Here is a 17,052-nt window from a genome sequence, read left to right as displayed (position 1 = left end):
GAAAGAGGCGAAAACATGATTGATTACATCATCAGGGAACAAGCGGAACAGACAAAGCGTTCGCCGGAGTCTTCAATTTTGGAAGTGAAGCATTTATCAATTTATTACGGTGACAAACAAGCGGTTAAAGATGTAAACATGGATATTGAAAAACATGCGGTGACGGCTCTGATCGGTCCGTCCGGCTGCGGGAAATCAACATTTTTGAGACAGATTAACAGAATGAACGATGCCATTCCTTCGGCAAGAAGCGAGGGAGAGATCCTTTATGAAGGGCTGAATATTTTGGGGGAAGCGATTAATGTCGTGTCTCTCAGACGGGAGATCGGTATGGTGTTTCAAAAACCGAATCCGTTCCCGAAATCCATTTACAATAACATCACACATGCGCTGAAGTATGCGGGGGAACGCAGGAAAGCCGTTTTGGATGATGCGGTCGAGGAAAGCTTAACGAAGGCGGCGCTTTGGGATGAAGTTAAAGACCGGCTTCATTCATCGGCTCTTTCGTTATCAGGCGGCCAGCAGCAGCGTCTTTGCATCGCCCGTACGCTTGCGATGAAACCTGCCGTGCTACTTTTAGATGAACCGGCATCAGCTCTGGACCCTATTTCAAACGCCAGAATCGAGACGCTTTTGACAGAACTGAAAAAAGATTATTCGATTATTATCGTTACGCATAACATGCAGCAGGCACTTAGGGTGTCTGACCGAACGGCTTTCTTTTTAAACGGGGAAGTGGTGGAATACGGGCAGACAGAACAAATTTTCACGAGTCCTAAAGCGCAAAAGACAGATGACTACATTAACGGAAAGTTCGGATAGGGGGAAGGACTGTGAGCCTTGTGAAGGAAGCGGTGCACACACAGAATTTATTTGATATTCACGGCATGAACGTATGGTACGGAGCCCACCAGGCTTTAAAAGACATTACGATCGGTTTTGAGGAGCGGAAGGTAACTGCGATCATCGGTCCGTCCGGCTGCGGGAAATCCACTTTTATTAAAACATTAAACTTAATGCTGCAAATGGCCCCGAATGTCAAAGTGACAGGCGACATGATCTATAACGGGCGCAATCTGCTGAAAGAAAAGACGGATGCGGCAGAATTAAGAAAACAGATCGGTATGGTGTTTCAAAAAGGCAATCCATTTCCCCAGTCAATATTTGAGAATGTCGTGTACGGTCCGAGAATTCACGGCGAAAAAAATAAAAAGAAACTGCTTGAAATCGCCGAGGAATCTTTAAAGGCAGCTGCGCTCTGGGATGAAGTGAAAGATCGCCTTCACCAGCAGGCGCTTTCACTGTCAGGCGGTCAGCAGCAGCGGCTGTGCATCGCAAGAGCGCTCGCCACAAAACCGGACGTCCTTCTGATGGATGAACCGACGTCCGCTCTTGATCCCGTGTCCACGCGGAAAATAGAAGAGCTGATTTTGACATTGAAAGAAAAGTATACAATCGTCATTGTGACGCACAACATGCAGCAGGCTGCGAGGGTCTCTGATCAAACCGCGTTTTTCTATATGGGCGAACTGGTAGAGTGGGGGGATACGGACAAAATATTTTCTCAGCCGGATCATCAAAAAACACATGATTATATCACCGGAAAATTCGGATGAAAAAAACGGGCCCGGCCATTGACCGGGTCCGTTTTATATTGCTTATTAAAAAAGCCTGCCGGCCGTATCCATCTGAATGGATGATGCCTGCAAGCTTTTTTAGCGGGTTAATGTTTTGACGATTTTTTTAAAGCTCATATCTGAGTCGACTTTGAAATGGCCGGCGCGGATTTCTTTATGGTAGCCTGCGTCAATGACGTAATCATTAAAGTCCTTCGCTGAAGGAATAATCCCTTCTTTTTCAAGAATGGATGACACATCAGCAGTGCTCATTCCGTTTTTAATCGTCAGTTTGTATGTTACTTTTTTCTTTTTGTCGTCTGTGTTTTGGTCGTTGTTTAACGATTTTTCTTTAGAATCAAGAAGTTTTTGATAGTCATCCCGGTTGACGGAGACTTTTTGCTGATCGTCGAGGTAGCTGTTTACTTCTTTTTCTGTCAATGCTGTTTTTTCGGTTTTAACGGCGGCTGCCTGGTCATGGTCAGTCAAATAGAAGACAGCGGCGAGAACGGCCGTCGCTAAAATCATGCCTGCTGCAAAAGCCTGAATGCCCCGTTTTGTCATACGAGCACCTTCTCATTATCTTTAATAATGGTATTGACGTCCTCGACAGACACGTGCTCCGCTTTTGCGATGGCTTCCGCAGACATTCCGTTGTTATATTTTGAAATGATTTGTTTGGCGATTTTTTGGTTAATGCCGCTGCTTTTGGCTTTGCGGATCACGAGGTTGGTTTCCAGCAATTCTTCTTCAAGCACCGTCATTTTCTTTTTCAACTTGTAAATTTCCTGCATGGCGGAAAGCTGAAGCGTTTCAAGCTCCTGTTCCACGTCTTTCATCGGATCTCTTTGAGAATATGAGAATGCAATAAGCGCTATACTGACGATAAACAACGCAATAATAGCAATTTCCACGTTTCATCACCTTCTATTATTAATTTGCCCTTCTTTTTTATACCATAAAACGCCGCCATTCTAAAGGAAATAGAGAAAAAAACGGAATTTTGTCGGGAAATCTTTTTTATTCGGGGAGCAAACGGTTATTTCTCTATAGATTTCGTATCAGAAAGTCCTTTTTTGTCCTGTTTCGTCATATTTTCCCTTCATCTGACGCAGGCTCATTCAGAGGATCAGAAGCGTAAACTGATGTTTTCTGCACTTAAACAACATTTCATGTAAATCACTCTAGCATTCCGTCCATTATAGTGGTATTATATATAAGTCTGAATAAGTAAATGATATTTAGTTTGGAGGGAAAATAATGCGCGTTAATATTACTTTGGCTTGCACTGAATGTGGTGAGCGTAACTATATTTCTAAAAAGAACAAACGCAACAATCCGGACCGCGTTGAATTTAAAAAATATTGCCCACGTGATAAAAAATCTACGTTACACCGTGAAACAAAATAAGCTGTTTAAAACAGCGGAAAAAGCTGGAGCTTTCAATAAAGTTCTGGCTTTTTTGTCTTTCAGGGAGGTTTGACAAACGTGAAAGCACAAATCAGAACCGATATAAAAGCAAAGCTTTCTGACATGACAGAAAGTGAATGGGAGAAAAAATGCCGCAGCATGCGTGAAACGCTGTTTTCTTTAAAAGAATGGAAACAGGCCCGCGTGATCGCCGTTACCATCTCGACACGCCTGGAAATTCCGACACGGCCGATTATTGAACAGGCCTGGAAAGAGAAAAAACAAGTCTGTATCCCAAAATGCTTTCCGCAGACGGGAGCGATGGAGTTCCGTACATTTTCTGCGTATGATCAGCTGGAAACCGTATATGCGGGCCTCAGTGAACCGATCGAGAGCCTGACGGAAAAAGCCGCCCAAAAAGACATTGACCTTGTGATTGTGCCCGGCGTGGCTTTTGACCGGGAAGGCTTCAGAATCGGATACGGCGGAGGATATTATGATCGGTACCTCTCCGGTTATAAAGGCCGTACCGTGTCGCTTCTCTTTGACTGCCAGCTGACAGACCGCATTCCCCGCATGCCCCACGATATTCCGGTCGATATGATCGTGACTGAATCTGAAACCATCGCTTAATCGCATAAAAAACTTCTTGCACCGGAATAATTCTCGCTGTTTGACAAACGATAGGGGCAGGAGGGATAAGATGAAAAAAATGTTGATCTACTCATTATGCGCCGTATCTGTTTTAGCCGTTTACCAAAACCGCTACCGTCTGATGAACAGCGTGCTCAGCCAGCCGGGGATCAGACGGTCATTCATTCATTTCTTTTTAAAAATACCGTTTATCAGAAACAAATTCATTCAGCAGGCATTTTAAACAAATCCCGTTTTTCAGCGGGATTTTTTGCATAAGAAAACCTGCCGGTAAAAAACGGCAGGTTTTCTCGTATTGTCAGCTTTTTTTCAGGAAACCGAGCAGAATTGAGATCATAGGAGAAATGTACAGGAAAAAGGTAAACGGCAGGTAGTCGATGACGGAAACCCCTAATGCGCTTGCCATAAAAGCGCCGCTTACTCCCCAGGGAATCAGCGGGTTGATCAATGTTCCGCCGTCCTCAAGCGACCGCGCAAGGTGAATCCGCTTAATGCTGAGCTTGTCATATAAAGGTTTATAAGATTGGCCCGGAATTAAGATCGACAAATACTGCTCACCTGTCGCAAGGTTTACGCCTATACTTGAGAAGACGGTCGCCATGACAAGACGTCCTTTCGTATGCACGCCTTTTATCAATCCTTGAAGCAGCGCCGCGATCAGGCCCGTTTTTTCCATCAGGCCGCCGAGCGCAAAGGCGATCATGATCAGAGAGACTGATCCCATCATCGATTGGAGCCCGCCTCTGTTGATAATGCTGGCCACAGCCTGGTCGCCGGTTTTAAACGCCGTCCCGCTTTGCAGGGCGGATATAAATCCTTGAATGCTGCTGTCAGGAATAAAAACAGCAGTCAGAAGCCCTGCGGAAATAATACCGGCGGTAAGCACCGGAATCACGGAAACCCGTCTCACAGCTAAAATGATCACCAACAGAGGTGAAAGAAGCGACCAAGGCGTAACGTGAACGGCCTCTTTTATTCCGGAAATGACCGCCTCAATATTTTGCGTTGAAGCGGCATTTATTGAAACCGATGAACCGAGAATATAAAAAAGAACAATCGTGATCAGCAGTGCCGGAACGGTAGTGCCCATCATATGGCGAATATGCTTAAAAATCGGAATTTCGCCGATTCCGGCGGCAAAATTCGTCGTGTCGGACATCGGTGACATTTTATCACCGAAACAAGCCCCGCAAATGACTGCTCCCGCCGTCCATTCGAGCGGAACTCCCGCCGCGCTTGCTACCCCTAACAGCGCGACGCCGATTGTACTGACAGTTGTCAGACTTGAGCCGACAAGCGTGCTGATAATCATGCAGGAAAATAATGCGGTCAAAAGCAGCTGACTCGGCTGTATAATTGACAAAGCGTAAACGGTGACGGTGGGAATGGCGCCGCTGTACATCCAGGCGCCGATCAGCACACCGATCAAAGCCAGCACGATAATCGGCTGCACACCGTTTTTCAATCCGCTGACAATTCCTTTTTCAAGACTGTCCCACGAGAAACCGAGCCACAAACCTGCCAGAGACAGAATAATGACGCAAAAGAACAGCGGCATATGCGGCTCTGTATGAAAGAAAAACAGGCAGGAAATAATGACTGCTAACATCAAGACAAATAAACTGATGGCTGAGATGAACGTCAGCCTTTTTTCTTGTTTCAAAACAACACCCCATCAAACTTTAATCCTTTTGTGCTTTTGGGCACGAAAGTATTGTAACAGAAAAACGCATAAATGAGTGTTTTTTTACAATTTTGAATATACAATTTATGAAAATAATACAAGGATATTTTCTCCAATCGTTTTTTGCTTGACGCCCGGATCAGTGATGAAATACGCTTATACTAAGAAGAATAGAAATGGTGAAGAAGATGAATTCATTTTATGACGTGCAGCAGCTGTTTAAGTCATTCGGACATATCGTTTATTTCGGTGACAGACAAGCCGAAATTGACTTTATGAAAGATGAATTAAAGGAAATGTACTTGTCAAACGTGATTGAAAGAGAATTATGGCAAAAAGCCGCCGGAGTTCTTCAGAGAGAATCGGAGCGGATCAAAGGCAGATAACACAGCAGGATTTTAAATAAGAAAAGGAGATTATTATGGAAGATACATGGTTTGCGGGGATTGATCTTGGCGGAACAACCATCAAGCTGGCCTTTATCAACATGTACGGTGAAATTCAGCATAAATGGGAAGTTCCGACCGATAAATCAGGAAACACAATTACGGTCACGATCGCCAAAGCGCTTGATCAGAAGCTGGAAGAACTGAACAAGCCGAAACGGATCGTAAAATGGATCGGAATGGGAGCGCCCGGACCCGTGGAAATGGCGACGGGAATGGTCTATGAGACGACAAATATGGGGTGGAAAAACTATCCGCTGAAAGACCATCTCGAGGCGGAAACGGGTATTCCGGCCGTCATTGAAAACGATGCCAATATCGCGGCGCTAGGAGAAATGTGGAAGGGTGCAGGTGACGGGGCCAAAGATGTCATTTTAGTGACGCTCGGAACCGGAGTCGGCGGAGGCATTATCGTCAACGGAGAAATCGTTCACGGTAAAAACGGGGCCGGCGGAGAAATCGGTCATATTTGCAGTATTCCGGAAGGAGGAGCTCCGTGCAATTGCGGAAAATCCGGCTGCATCGAAACGATTGCGTCCGCAACCGGCATCGTCCGCATCGCGAAAGAAAAGCTTGCGGCGGTTTCCGACTCTTCGCTCTTACAAGTGCGCGATCTGACGGCACGTGACGTGTTCGAAGCGGCTAAACAGCAGGATAAGACCGCGCTTGAAGTCGTCGATTATGTCGCAAAACATTTAGGCCTCGTGCTCGGAAATCTGGCAAGCGCCATGAATCCGACAAAAATCGTGCTCGGCGGAGGCGTGTCTAAAGCGGGTGAAATCCTGCGGTCAAAAGTGGAAGAGACCTTCAAAATCACCGCGTTCCCGCGTTCTGCGGAAGCGGCCGATATTTCGATTGCGGCACTTGGAAATGACGCCGGAGTCATCGGCGGGGCGTGGATTGCCAAAAATGAATGGCTCAAACATCAAAACTGCTGAAGAAAGTCTGCCTGCCCATATCGCGGGCAGCTTTCTTTTTTTATCTCCCCTGTCATATAGTTTTTAAAAAAGGGGGATGAACATGGCGGGAATTCGTGTCAAACCTGAATTGAAACAGCATATGAAAGATATTGCAAAGGTGCTTTCAATTGATGAAAAACTGTTGAAAGCCGCTGATAAAACGGCGGAAAGCGATGAATTATTTTGTCCCGGCTTTGCCGTGAGCGGGCAGTCAGAGGGTCCGCCGCTTGAGACGCTGAGCGGGCTTTCGCGATACATCCGGCACTGTGAAAGCGTTCTTTCCGCTGATCAATGGCTGAAGGAAGAAAAGGTGTACGGCTCCCAATCGGTTTATGAAGAAATTGAGAAAATAACGGATGTCTTTCCGTTTGTCACATGCCGTAAAATCGGCAGTTCCGTATTGGGAAAGCCGCTTTATGAGCTGAAAATAGGTGCGGATACGGCCGAAAGAAAAGTCCATGTAAACGCCTCATTTCATGCCAATGAATGGATCACCACCTCGGTCGCGCTTAAATGGTATAAAGAATATTGCGCGGCATTATGCGAAAATAAAACCGTTTTCGGGCACTCTGCGCTTGATATATTCAGCCGGACATCATTGTCATTCGTTCCGCTCGTAAATCCCGACGGGGTTGATCTCGTACTTTACGGGTGTGAAGATTTATCAGAAAAAAATGAATTTCTCAACGAATTAAATGAGCACCGCCCGGATTTCCGCGAATGGAAGGCGAATATAAACGGTGTGGATTTAAATAAACATTTCCCATCCAATTGGGATATTGAACAAAGGCGCAAACCGAAAGCCCCTTCATACCGTGATTTTCCGGGAACGGCGCCGCTCACTGAACCGGAGGCGCAGGCGATGCATCGGCTGATAACGGATCAGCCGCCTGACCGGCTGATCGCGCTTCATACGCAGGGAGAAGAGATTTATTGGGGATACGAAGGATGTGAACCGGAGCAATCATCTCAGATGATTCGGGAGTTTGAAGCGATAAGCGGAAACCGCTATCAAGGCGTTAAAACCATTGACAGCCATGCCGGTTTTAGGGATTGGTTTATACAGCAGTATGGAAAAGAGGGCTATACCATTGAGCTCGGGAAGGGAAAAAACCCTTTGCCTTTTCATCAGTTTGCTGATATTTATCAAGCGACGGAAGGTATTTTGTGGAGGTCGCTTGTTTTTTGAGACATCTGTGAAATTTCTCATTTGTTTACATAAACAAATATGGGACAATAGAAAAGAATGGAGGGAAGGCTGATGAGATACTTGGTTTGTGTTCTGCTGTCCGCATTCGTTCTGTGTTTAGCGGCCTGTGAACCATCTCATCAGCAGCAAGACACAGGCGTTTCGGCAAAATCGGCAGAACAGAAAATCGTTCCGCTCAGTAAAAAGGAAGCGGAAAAAACGGAAGGATGGCTGGATAACAGAACAATTCTGTTTACAGCACATCATCAGCTGATGAAATATGATCTTTTCAGCGGAAAATCCGAACGGCTCTATGGAACAAAGGGCAATATTGTCAATGTAAAGATCAGCCGGAAAAAACAGCTGATTCTCGTACAGGTGACAAGCAGCGGTCAGACTGAGCTTGTGCTTATAAGCAAGCAGGGGAAAAGACTTTATCACAAAGCCTTTAACTCTTATGAGCTGGAGACGGCTTGGAATCCGTATGACCCGTATCAAATGATGATTACCGTTTTTACTGAAACATGGGACTTCACAGCCTATACGGCCGATATGAACAACGGCATTTTAAAAAAGAGTCCCGTTCAGGCCCCTTTTGTCCATTGGACCTCCACTGATGAATTCCAATATATCAAGCAAGGAAAAACGGAGGAAGAGGGTCCTTTATATTCTTATGACTTGCAGACGAAAAAAGAAAAAAGAGTGCTTCATCACGTCATCTGGGCTGATTCCCGCCCGGGCATGACGATTGCCGTCAGACCAATGGATCAATCGGACGGAGACGGCGAGTTCCTTTTCCAAAAGCCGGTATCCGTGACACACCGCTTTCCTCTCCAAAAAAAGTATGAGAGCTTCGCGCCGATGGAATATGATTACGATCAGACACACAAGCGGTTTTACATATTTAAGCCTGAAGGCCGCTCTTACAATCTGATCAGCTTTGACTTAGGAGACGAACGGGAGCGGACGGTGCTCAAAAACACGGAAATGGAGCCGATTCAGATCTCTCCGAACGGGGAATACGCTTTATACGGCTTTACGTATGACCGTCTGATTTCACTGAAAACAGGCATGACAGAACCAATCATAACAAATGAAAAAGGAGTTTGAACCAAATGGCAATTGCAGATGTCACAATCATTCCGATCGGAACAAAAACACCGAGCGTCAGTGAGTATGTAGCGGATGTACAAAACATTTTGGAGGGTTACAAAGCTGCCGGCAAAATCAAATTTCAGCTCACGCCGATGAACACGTTGATTGAAGGTGAGCTGAGCGACTTATTCGCAGTCATTCAGGACATTCACGAAGCCCCGTTCCAAAAAGGGCTGCACAGAGTGGCGACAAATATCCGCATTGATGACAGACGTGATAAAGAAACGACGCTGGAGAGCAAAATCAAAAGTGTCAGCAAACATTTGCAGCAATAAAAAATAAGCCTGTATCCATTGGATACAGGCTTTTAATGTGCAGTCGGATAGCCGCTGGTTACAACGGTCATTACGGTAAACCAGCCAAACACGCCCAGCGTGGCGGCGGCTAACAAAAATCCCAGGATATTTCTCTGTCTGACAGCCCGCAGGACTCCTAATACAGCTAATAATGCGACAAGGCCGAAGATTACAACAAGTAACATCATGCTCCTCCTTTGTCATTGGAACCTGAAAATCTTTCCATTTTATTTTAACCGTTTTCATTTTATTTGTCGATAGCGTTTTCCCATCCGCATTCATTGAATCTTCCGCAGAAAACCTTCATAATAAGGGCATATACATAAAGAGGTGATGAAAGTGAAATGGAGACGAATGCCGGCCGGTCCGATTCAGGCAAACGCGTATTTTCTTGTCAGTGAGGATCAGTCCTGTCTTATTTTTGATCCGGGCGGGGAAGCGGACAAAATCAACAATTACATAAAAGAAAACAATCTGAAGCCGCTGGCCATCTTACTGACGCACGCCCATTTTGACCATATCGGCGCACTTGACGAAGTAAGAGACAGATGGGATGTTCCCGTCTATCTTCACAAAAATGAAGAAAAGTGGCTGGAGGACTCTTCCTTAAACGGATCAGGCATATTGCGGGGCATTGCCGTAACAGCACGGCCCGCCGAACGGCTCATCGAAGGCGACGGCATTTTGGACATCGGGCCTTTCCATTTGGAGACATTGTTTACGCCGGGACATTCACCGGGAAGCGTTTCTTATTATGTGAAGGACGCGGATCTGGTGATTTCAGGTGACGTGCTCTTTCAGGGAGGCATCGGCCGAACTGATTTACACGGCGGAAGTCAGGACGTATTGCTTGATTCCATTCATCAAAAACTGCTCACGCTTCCCGGACATACACTTGTATTAAGCGGGCACGGGCCGGAAACGGACATCCAGACAGAGCAGGAGCGAAACCCGTTTATCAATGGTTTTTCACTGTAAATGAAAAAAGACAGACCATAATCGGTCTGTCTTTTTCTGTTCAATGGGTTCCGCCGCCCGGTGTCATAATAAAAATAGAGTAATATGTAAATCCGGCGAAAAATACGGTTAAGTAAGCTCCGAAAATATAAATATACATCCGCTCAGTCAGATTCAAATAAGAAAGAAATACGAAAAAGATCGTCTGTCCAAAAAACAAAAGAGAAGCGTCTTTCATGCCCCCTAGAAAAAACATGACTGCAAATATCCCCGTCCAAAATCCTAACACCCGGAACATGCGATTCATTCCTTATCCCCTCCCGAGAGTCTATCTGAAGTTTATTATAATAGATCGGCACTCAAAATGTAAACATTTTCATGATTATATTTATTGTGGAATTTATGTCTTTCCCTGTGTTTTATATCTTATGCCGCTCTCTAAAAAAGATCCGAAAAATCTTTTTGAAATACGTTTAGGGAAAAAAAGTTCAGGGTACTTATGTTAACAAAGAGACGGATTATCCGAGGGAGGAATTTTTAAAAATGAAAGAACTTATTTTTTATTCATACCCGAGCTGCACATCATGCCGAAAAACGAAACATTGGTTAAAAGCCCACAATGTTGACTTTCAAGAGCGCCATCTATTCAGGGAGACACCGACAATTGATGAATTGAAGCAGATCTTATCATTAACGACCGAAGGAATTGATGAAATATTGGCGACGAGAAGCCAAACATTTAAAAACCTCAACCTGAACATTGAAGAAATGACTGTAAATGAAGTGCTGAAGCTTTTGACTGAGAAGCCGAAACTGCTGCGGCGTCCGATTCTGATCGATCGCAATAAGCTCGTTATCGGATACAATCCGGGAGAACTGATGAAGCTGACGAAGAAAAAAACGGTACATCAATCTGTATCATAAGAGAAAAACGAAGATCCGCTGATCAAATTTATCAGCTAATCTTCGTTTTTTGCGGTTGCGCGACTGGGCTAGCTGGATTCGAACCAACGATCACGGAGTCAAAGTCCATTGCCTTACCGCTTGGCTATAGCCCATCAGATGTAATTACAGTATGTGCGTCCGGCGCCGATTTATACATACAAAGTAATTTGAATGGAGGAGACCCGTGAAACATTTGAATGAAACATTATCTCGAACCTTAATTGAAGAATCAGGTGAAATCACACGCCAGTGGCTGCTCATACCAAAATCGGGGCGGCCTTCAGATGATCAGAAAGCGGAAATGCAGCACCGTCTGTTAATTGAAATCGTTGCCGGCATTCTATCGGAAAAAGACGGCGGGGAAGAGGAGCTGACAAAATGGGCGCTTCAGTTCGCAAGGGACCGGGCCGTCCATGAAGTACCGGTCTATGAAAGCGTCACGAGCTTTAAAGAATTCCGGAGATTAGTCTGGAACCGCATACAGACATGCTGTGAAAAAATGTCTGAGAAGCCTGGGGCGAATGCGGTATTCTATTGGGGAGAGAAGCTGAACAAAGCAATTGACCATATGATTGAAGTATTTACAGAGGAATATTATAAAGTGACGGTTACACAATTAAACGCCCAAAAAGAAATGATTAACGAACTAAGCGCGCCGATTATGCCGATTGCCGACGGTATTGGAATTTTGCCGCTCGTCGGCGAAATTGACACCTACCGGGCAAAAATGATTTTGGAATCGGTGCTTGATCAATGTTCCTCGCTCCGGCTTTCTTATTTATTTTTAGATATATCAGGTGTGCCGATTGTGGATACGATGGTCGCTTATCAGATTTTTAAAGTGATTGACAGCACAAAACTTCTTGGCATAGAAACGACAATCTCAGGCATCAGGCCGGAAATCGCGCAGACCGTCGTGAAGCTCGGCATCGATTTTTCTCAGGTGAAAACGGAGCAGAGTCTGGCGAAAGCGCTGGCAAAAAACGGATTTATCGTAAAAGAATCATTAAGATGATAAAAAGCTGAATGGCCGGGAGGGATTTCTCCCTCAGCTATTCAGCTTTGTCAGCTTCAATCGTAATGATATGATGGCTGTCGATTTCTTTTACCGTAAATGTGTAGCCTTCAAAATCAATGGTGCTCCCGGGCTTCGCGTCAATATGCTGAGTAAGAAACCAGCCCCCGAGTGTATCGACTTGATCAGCCGTAATCTCTGTTCCGAGTACATCATTGACGTCACTGATCAGCAATTTGGCGTTCAGGAGATAGCGGTTCTTCCCAAGCTTTTGAACGGAAGGTGTTTCGTCCGTATCAAATTCGTCGCGGATTTCGCCGACGATCTCTTCAATGATATCTTCCGCCGTTACTAATCCCGCAGTTCCGCCGTACTCATCAATGAGAATGGCCATATGGGCGTGTTCCCGCTGCATTTTAACGAATAATTGATAAATCGGAATCGTCTCAATCACGTGGATCGCCGGCTGGATGTAAGGGCTGAGTTCGTGTTTTGTAAACGCCGCTCCTTCTGACAGGAATCTGAATAAAACTTCTTTTATATTGATGATGCCGACTACATGATCTTTATCTCCTTTTACTACGGGATACCGGGTATATTTATTTGTTTTGATAATGTCCCGGAGCATATGTCCCGATCCGCTGTCTAACGGCAGGCTCACCATTTCATTCCGGGGCACCATAATTTCTTTGGCAGTGCGCTTATCAAATGTAAAAATGTTATTTACGTAATGCAGCTCGCTTTTTTTGATCATGCCGCTTCGATAGCTTTCGGCAAGGAGCACCCGCAATTCCTCTTCCGTATAAGCCATTTCATGTTCGGAAGCAGGCTTCAAGCCGAACATGGCTGTAATCAGGCGGGCGGAATGATTGAGCAGCCAGATGAACGGAAACATTAACTTATAAAACAAAATCATCGGTCTGGCAGACAAAAGTGTAATCCGCTCGGCTTTTTGGATAGCAAAACTTTTCGGGGCGAGTTCGCCGATGACGACATTCACATATGTAACCAGCAGAAAGGCGATGATCAATGACAGGACTTGGGCAACCGCTTCGTGAACTCCGGTCTTTAAAAATAACGGCTGAAGCATTGCTTTGACTGTCGGTTCACCCAGCCAGCCGATTCCCAAAGCGGTGACGGTGATACCCAATTGGCACGCCGATAAATATTCATCAAGGTGTGTAATGACATGCTTGGCTGCTTTTGCTCCTTTTACATTTTCCTCAATGAGCTGATTAATGCGGGAGCGCCTTGCTTTAACGATTGAAAACTCTATGGCGACAAAACACGCCGTTAATAAAATAAATAGTACGATGGCAGATAGTTTGATGATATACAATGTAACGCCTTCCGCGAAGGAAGGCTTGCACCTCCCTTTTTTCGGAATAATACCACTGTAGAAAGCTGCTCAAACATCGAACCTGGTTTAGCCTGCTTCATTTACGGTAATAAAACAAGAAAGCGATACTGGAGGATGACAAGAGATGAAGGTACATTCGAGTGCGGACTGGCTGTGGTACCAGCTCGGTCCGCATGAAAAAACGGAAGCGAAAAAAATGATCCATCACAATCACTGGCCGCAATGCGAAAAGTGGTTTGAACATGAAAATCATATAAACTTTCTGCGCTCAGATACAAATGATCAGAATAATGAAGCGGTTTTCGGTTCTTTAATCTATCATCAAGGATTAGATGATGAAAAAAACCATACCGTATTTCACTTTTATATTACGAGAGACTTCTTTTTTACAATTAATTTTGATTTTTCGCTGCTGCGCGGTGTAAAAGAAAAGCATGCCACACAGCAGATTCAAACCTGTGAAAATCCGATTGAAGGCTTTTTTGTTTTACTGGGAGAGCTGATGAATTCCTATCTGATCGGACTGGATGAATTTGAAGTCAAGCAGCGGACGCTGAAATGGCAGATTCATGATGACAACAGCAAAGGAATCTTGGAAAATGTGCATAAACTGCGCCATGAGCTGTTCATTTGGAAAGGCCTTACACTGGGGGCTAAAAAAGTAGAAATGGCTTTAAAAGAAGCTTTTCTCCCGAAAAATGACAGGCAGAAAGATTACCTCAGAGCTCATCAAAAGATGGAAAGAGGAATTACATATATCAATGAGTTTGATCAGGAACTGAGCAATCTGCTGCACGCCGAGGAAGTCATTACCTCCCAAAGAGGAAATGAAATTGTGAAAGCCTTGACGATCTTTACAACTCTTTTTACACCGATGACGGCGCTTGGAGCTCTCTGGGGGATGAACTTTGATAACATGCCGGAGCTTCATTGGAAATATGCGTATATCTGTTCCATCGTGCTCATTATTGTATCAACCCTGCTGATTTATATTTATCTGCGGCACAAAGGCTGGACAGGGGACATTTTGAGGGAGCATCAAAAAAAATATTTGCGGAAAGAAAAGAAACGCTAAGAAGAGCAGGCATTCGCCTGCTTTTTTTGATGGCTGAAAATGGCCGAATGGTTCCGGATTTCATTCGGTAAATCAATGTCAGGGGACTTGTTTTTTATTTTTTTACGTTTTACACAGTGTAAAACGCATAATCTCTCTTTTGCCGGCTTTTATGTATCTGATTTACAATACGTGCGGAAGGAGGGAAGTCTTGTGAAAAATATTGAAACATACAGCAGGAACATCATAAACGAGGCCTATACGGCAAGGGCTTCAGATATACACATTGTGCCGAGAGAAAGGGATGCTTTCATTCATTTTCGCATCGGCCATGCTCTTGTGAAAAAAAGAGTCTTAAAAAAAGAGGAATGTGTAAGGCTTATTTCTCATTTCAAGTTTTTATCGGCCATGGATATAGGAGAAAGACGAAAGCCGCAAAACGGGTCATTGTCTCTGCCGCTTCCGACAGAAACCGTTCATTTGAGAATGTCAACCTTGCCGACAATGAATGATGAAAGTCTTGTCATCAGGCTTTTGCCTAAGCAGCAGATTCCCCCTCTGGATAAACTGTCCTTATTTCGGGGGGCAGGCGCCGCATTATTGTCCTTTCTGAAGCATTCGCACGGCCTGCTTCTGTTTACCGGCCCGACCGGATCTGGAAAAACGACCACTCTTTACTCGCTTGTCAACTATGCAAAACGGCATTTCAACCGGCGGATTGTCACGCTTGAAGATCCCGTAGAAACAAGAGATGAGGATGTGCTGCAAGTTCAGGTGAATGAAAAAGCCGGAGTCACATATTCCGCCGGTTTAAAAGCGATTTTAAGACATGATCCCGATATGATCATCTTAGGGGAAATCAGGGATGCCGAGACGGCTGAAATCGCAGTCCGTGCCGCCATGACGGGACACCTCGTTCTTTCAAGCCTGCATACAAGAGATGCTAAGGGCGCCATATACAGGCTGCTGGAGTTTGGCGTGAACATGACAGAAATTGAACAAACCGTCATTGCTATTGCCGCTCAGCGTCTGGTTGATTTAACATGTCCGTTCTGCAAAGAGGAAAACTGTTCCGTGTACTGCCGGATGTACAGGCAGACACGCCGTGCGGGCATTTATGAACTGCTCTACGGGAAAAACCTCACCCAATGCTTTCAGGAAGCAAAGGGAGAGCACGCCAATTTTCAATATCAGACGCTCCGCAGGCTGATCAGAAAAGGAATCGCTCTCGGCTATGTCACGACCGACAATTACGATCGGTGGGTGTATCATGAAGCGGATTAAACGAACCTGGCCGTTGAAGGATCAAGCGGCTTTTTTGAAAAGGCTCGGTGAAATGACGGAAAAAGGATACAGTCTGATTGAAGGGCTCAGACTGCTGAAACTCCAGCTGCATAAACGTCAGCTTGCAGAGCTGACGGACGGAATCCGACGGTTGAGGGAAGGTGATGCGTTTTACCAAGTGCTTGAGGCACTGTCTTTTCACAAAGAAGCCGTCTCTATCTGCTATTTCGCGGAGAAACACGGGGAATTGCCGGGGGCGATGAAACAAAGCGGCGAATTATTACAGAGAAAGCTCATGCAGACGAATCAAATCAAAAAAATGCTCCGGTATCCGATGTTTTTAATTTCTTCCGTCTGTGTCATGTTTTATATCCTGCAAAGTTTAATCATTCCGCAGTTTTCTGGGATTTATCAATCAATGAATATGAATACATCCGGTGCGACTGCTTTCATCTTTGCATTTTTTCGGCATTTTCATGAAGCCTGCGCACTGGCGCTGTCCGCCGCTTTCTGCTTGTTTTTGTACGTTTGGTTCTTATGTAAGAAAAAATCCCCGCAAGATAAAATGCTGATTGTTGTGAAAATCCCCCTATTAGGAAAAGCGGCCGTTCTTTTTAACAGCTACTTTTTCTCTTTACAGCTCAGCAGTCTTCTGAAATCCGGCCTTTCTATCTATGACAGCTTAACAGCTTTTAAAGAACAATCTTTTCTGCCTTTTTATCGTGAAGAAGCAGAGATGCTCATTACACGTCTGAAAGCCGGAGAAACCATAGAATCCGCTCTTTCCGGGCATCCGTGCTATGAAAAAGACCTTGCGGCTGCAGTCAGCCACGGACAGGCAAACGGCCGGCTTCACCGCGAACTTTATACGTACAGCCAGTTTATGATGGAGCGTCTTGAACAAAACGCGGCGAAGTATACCGGCATTCTCCAGCCTGTCATTTACGGTGTTGTGGCCGGTATGATTTTAATTGTCTACATGTCAATGCTGATGCCGATGTACCAGATGATGAACCAAATGTAAGGGA

The 17,052-nt window shown here is 45.0% G+C and carries 22 protein-coding genes and 1 tRNA gene; 16 read left to right on the top strand and 7 right to left on the bottom strand.

Annotated features, from left to right (window positions below):
* Positions 1-15: 15 nt before the first annotated feature.
* Together pstB (GNE05_RS13085) and pstB (GNE05_RS13080) are read left to right on the top strand one after the other, a co-directional pair.
* Positions 16-822 (top strand): phosphate ABC transporter ATP-binding protein PstB, encoded by an 807-nt coding sequence (gene pstB, locus GNE05_RS13085; protein WP_052827648.1) that lies wholly within the window; start codon positions 16-18, stop codon positions 820-822.
* An 11-nt stretch (positions 823-833) separates the two neighbouring features.
* The gene (gene pstB, locus GNE05_RS13080; protein WP_038461533.1) at positions 834-1,616 is read left to right on the top strand and encodes a phosphate ABC transporter ATP-binding protein PstB; all 783 of its coding nucleotides are present in this window, start codon (positions 834-836) and stop codon (positions 1,614-1,616) included.
* A gap of 99 nt (positions 1,617-1,715) precedes the next feature.
* On the opposite strand, the gene GNE05_RS13075 is transcribed toward pstB (GNE05_RS13080), so the two are convergent.
* Positions 1,716-2,180, bottom strand: coding sequence for an endolytic transglycosylase MltG (locus tag GNE05_RS13075; RefSeq protein WP_022552954.1), 465 nt, complete (start codon positions 2,178-2,180; stop codon positions 1,716-1,718).
* Positions 2,177-2,530 (bottom strand): hypothetical protein, encoded by a 354-nt coding sequence (locus GNE05_RS13070; protein WP_003153047.1) that lies wholly within the window; start codon positions 2,528-2,530, stop codon positions 2,177-2,179. The genes GNE05_RS13075 and GNE05_RS13070 overlap by 4 nt, the downstream gene beginning before the upstream one ends.
* 346 nt (positions 2,531-2,876) lie before the next feature.
* Between GNE05_RS13070 and rpmG the strand changes: the two genes are divergently transcribed.
* The 3 genes from rpmG to GNE05_RS13055 all read left to right on the top strand — a co-directional run bounded on the left by rpmG (position 2,877) and on the right by GNE05_RS13055 (position 3,903).
* The gene (gene rpmG / locus GNE05_RS13065) at positions 2,877-3,026 is read left to right on the top strand and encodes a 50S ribosomal protein L33 (RefSeq protein ID WP_003153056.1); all 150 of its coding nucleotides are present in this window, start codon (positions 2,877-2,879) and stop codon (positions 3,024-3,026) included.
* A gap of 78 nt (positions 3,027-3,104) precedes the next feature.
* On the top strand, positions 3,105-3,659 hold the full coding sequence (locus GNE05_RS13060) for a 5-formyltetrahydrofolate cyclo-ligase (protein WP_017418150.1): 555 nt from the start codon (positions 3,105-3,107) through the stop codon (positions 3,657-3,659).
* A gap of 70 nt (positions 3,660-3,729) precedes the next feature.
* A complete protein-coding gene (locus GNE05_RS13055) occupies positions 3,730-3,903 on the top strand; it encodes a hypothetical protein (protein WP_094296041.1) in 174 nt (57 codons plus the stop codon).
* Between the two features lie 75 nt (positions 3,904-3,978).
* On the opposite strand, the gene nhaC is transcribed toward GNE05_RS13055, so the two are convergent.
* Positions 3,979-5,343, bottom strand: a complete 1,365-nt coding sequence (gene nhaC / locus GNE05_RS13050) for a Na+/H+ antiporter NhaC (RefSeq protein WP_021494320.1) — start codon at positions 5,341-5,343, stop codon at positions 3,979-3,981.
* 197 nt (positions 5,344-5,540) lie between these two features.
* Here nhaC and GNE05_RS13045 point away from each other — a divergent pair, with 197 nt between their 5' ends.
* The 5 genes from GNE05_RS13045 (at position 5,541) to GNE05_RS13025 (ending at position 9,388) form a co-directional block, all read left to right on the top strand.
* The gene (locus tag GNE05_RS13045) at positions 5,541-5,750 is read left to right on the top strand and encodes a YqgQ family protein (RefSeq protein ID WP_007408313.1); all 210 of its coding nucleotides are present in this window, start codon (positions 5,541-5,543) and stop codon (positions 5,748-5,750) included.
* A 35-nt stretch (positions 5,751-5,785) separates the two neighbouring features.
* Complete coding sequence (gene glcK, locus GNE05_RS13040; protein WP_017418148.1) at positions 5,786-6,748, top strand: glucose kinase GlcK; 963 nt, start codon at positions 5,786-5,788, stop codon at positions 6,746-6,748.
* Positions 6,749-6,830: 82 nt separating this feature from the next.
* Positions 6,831-7,958 (top strand): M14 family metallopeptidase, encoded by a 1,128-nt coding sequence (locus GNE05_RS13035; RefSeq protein ID WP_103526756.1) that lies wholly within the window; start codon positions 6,831-6,833, stop codon positions 7,956-7,958.
* A gap of 72 nt (positions 7,959-8,030) precedes the next feature.
* A complete protein-coding gene (locus GNE05_RS13030; protein WP_156735556.1) occupies positions 8,031-9,068 on the top strand; it encodes a YqgU-like beta propeller domain-containing protein in 1,038 nt (345 codons plus the stop codon).
* Positions 9,069-9,073: 5 nt separating this feature from the next.
* Entirely contained in the window at positions 9,074-9,388 is a 315-nt protein-coding gene (locus GNE05_RS13025; RefSeq protein ID WP_003153073.1) for an MTH1187 family thiamine-binding protein, read from the top strand.
* A gap of 32 nt (positions 9,389-9,420) precedes the next feature.
* Here GNE05_RS13025 and GNE05_RS13020 read toward each other — a convergent pair whose 3' ends face one another.
* A complete protein-coding gene (locus tag GNE05_RS13020; protein ID WP_003153076.1) occupies positions 9,421-9,594 on the bottom strand; it encodes a DUF2759 domain-containing protein in 174 nt (57 codons plus the stop codon).
* A gap of 154 nt (positions 9,595-9,748) precedes the next feature.
* Here GNE05_RS13020 and GNE05_RS13015 point away from each other — a divergent pair, with 154 nt between their 5' ends.
* The gene (locus tag GNE05_RS13015) at positions 9,749-10,387 is read left to right on the top strand and encodes an MBL fold metallo-hydrolase (protein WP_003153077.1); all 639 of its coding nucleotides are present in this window, start codon (positions 9,749-9,751) and stop codon (positions 10,385-10,387) included.
* A 40-nt stretch (positions 10,388-10,427) separates the two neighbouring features.
* Here GNE05_RS13015 and GNE05_RS13010 read toward each other — a convergent pair whose 3' ends face one another.
* Positions 10,428-10,673, bottom strand: coding sequence for a DUF2626 domain-containing protein (locus tag GNE05_RS13010; protein WP_003153078.1), 246 nt, complete (start codon positions 10,671-10,673; stop codon positions 10,428-10,430).
* Positions 10,674-10,909: 236 nt separating this feature from the next.
* Between GNE05_RS13010 and GNE05_RS13005 the strand changes: the two genes are divergently transcribed.
* Complete coding sequence (locus GNE05_RS13005; protein ID WP_003153079.1) at positions 10,910-11,290, top strand: Spx/MgsR family RNA polymerase-binding regulatory protein; 381 nt, start codon at positions 10,910-10,912, stop codon at positions 11,288-11,290.
* 63 nt (positions 11,291-11,353) lie between these two features.
* Here the strand turns inward: GNE05_RS13005 and GNE05_RS13000 are convergent.
* Positions 11,354-11,424, bottom strand: a tRNA-Gln gene (locus tag GNE05_RS13000).
* A 71-nt stretch (positions 11,425-11,495) separates the two neighbouring features.
* Here GNE05_RS13000 and GNE05_RS12995 point away from each other — a divergent pair.
* A complete protein-coding gene (locus GNE05_RS12995) occupies positions 11,496-12,326 on the top strand; it encodes an STAS domain-containing protein (protein WP_021494316.1) in 831 nt (276 codons plus the stop codon).
* Positions 12,327-12,363: 37 nt separating this feature from the next.
* Here GNE05_RS12995 and GNE05_RS12990 read toward each other — a convergent pair whose 3' ends face one another.
* Positions 12,364-13,665, bottom strand: a complete 1,302-nt coding sequence (locus tag GNE05_RS12990) for a hemolysin family protein (RefSeq protein ID WP_029973873.1) — start codon at positions 13,663-13,665, stop codon at positions 12,364-12,366.
* Positions 13,666-13,810: 145 nt separating this feature from the next.
* Between GNE05_RS12990 and GNE05_RS12985 the strand changes: the two genes are divergently transcribed.
* The 3 genes from GNE05_RS12985 to comGB all read left to right on the top strand — a co-directional run bounded on the left by GNE05_RS12985 (position 13,811) and on the right by comGB (position 17,048).
* Complete coding sequence (locus GNE05_RS12985; protein WP_160182873.1) at positions 13,811-14,761, top strand: magnesium transporter CorA family protein; 951 nt, start codon at positions 13,811-13,813, stop codon at positions 14,759-14,761.
* Positions 14,762-14,953: 192 nt separating this feature from the next.
* On the top strand, positions 14,954-16,024 hold the full coding sequence (comGA, locus tag GNE05_RS12980) for a competence type IV pilus ATPase ComGA (RefSeq protein ID WP_014418378.1): 1,071 nt from the start codon (positions 14,954-14,956) through the stop codon (positions 16,022-16,024).
* Positions 16,011-17,048, top strand: coding sequence for a competence type IV pilus assembly protein ComGB (gene comGB / locus GNE05_RS12975; RefSeq protein WP_014418377.1), 1,038 nt, complete (start codon positions 16,011-16,013; stop codon positions 17,046-17,048). The genes comGA and comGB overlap by 14 nt, the downstream gene beginning before the upstream one ends.
* Positions 17,049-17,052: the final 4 nt, after the last annotated feature.

It is taken from the genome of Bacillus sp. AM1(2019) (assembly GCF_009906915.1).
In the GTDB taxonomy this organism is placed as follows: Bacteria; Bacillota; Bacilli; order Bacillales; family Bacillaceae; genus Bacillus; species Bacillus velezensis.
Note: the sequence above shows the minus strand (reverse complement) of the source record. Positions and strands in the feature narration are given on the sequence as shown.

Coding starts and splice junctions, on each gene's coding strand:
- pstB (WP_052827648.1), top strand. CDS start 16: ATGATTGATTACATCATCAGGGAACAAGCGGAACAGACAAAGCGTTCG.
- GNE05_RS13075 (WP_022552954.1), bottom strand. CDS start 2,180: ATGACAAAACGGGGCATTCAGGCTTTTGCAGCAGGCATGATTTTAGCG.
- rpmG (WP_003153056.1), top strand. CDS start 2,877: ATGCGCGTTAATATTACTTTGGCTTGCACTGAATGTGGTGAGCGTAAC.
- GNE05_RS13055 (WP_094296041.1), top strand. CDS start 3,730: ATGAAAAAAATGTTGATCTACTCATTATGCGCCGTATCTGTTTTAGCC.
- GNE05_RS13045 (WP_007408313.1), top strand. CDS start 5,541: ATGGTGAAGAAGATGAATTCATTTTATGACGTGCAGCAGCTGTTTAAG.
- glcK (WP_017418148.1), top strand. CDS start 5,786: ATGGAAGATACATGGTTTGCGGGGATTGATCTTGGCGGAACAACCATC.
- GNE05_RS13035 (WP_103526756.1), top strand. CDS start 6,831: ATGGCGGGAATTCGTGTCAAACCTGAATTGAAACAGCATATGAAAGAT.
- GNE05_RS13030 (WP_156735556.1), top strand. CDS start 8,031: ATGAGATACTTGGTTTGTGTTCTGCTGTCCGCATTCGTTCTGTGTTTA.
- GNE05_RS13025 (WP_003153073.1), top strand. CDS start 9,074: ATGGCAATTGCAGATGTCACAATCATTCCGATCGGAACAAAAACACCG.
- GNE05_RS13020 (WP_003153076.1), bottom strand. CDS start 9,594: ATGTTACTTGTTGTAATCTTCGGCCTTGTCGCATTATTAGCTGTATTA.
- GNE05_RS13010 (WP_003153078.1), bottom strand. CDS start 10,673: ATGAATCGCATGTTCCGGGTGTTAGGATTTTGGACGGGGATATTTGCA.
- GNE05_RS13005 (WP_003153079.1), top strand. CDS start 10,910: ATGAAAGAACTTATTTTTTATTCATACCCGAGCTGCACATCATGCCGA.
- GNE05_RS12985 (WP_160182873.1), top strand. CDS start 13,811: ATGAAGGTACATTCGAGTGCGGACTGGCTGTGGTACCAGCTCGGTCCG.
- comGB (WP_014418377.1), top strand. CDS start 16,011: ATGAAGCGGATTAAACGAACCTGGCCGTTGAAGGATCAAGCGGCTTTT.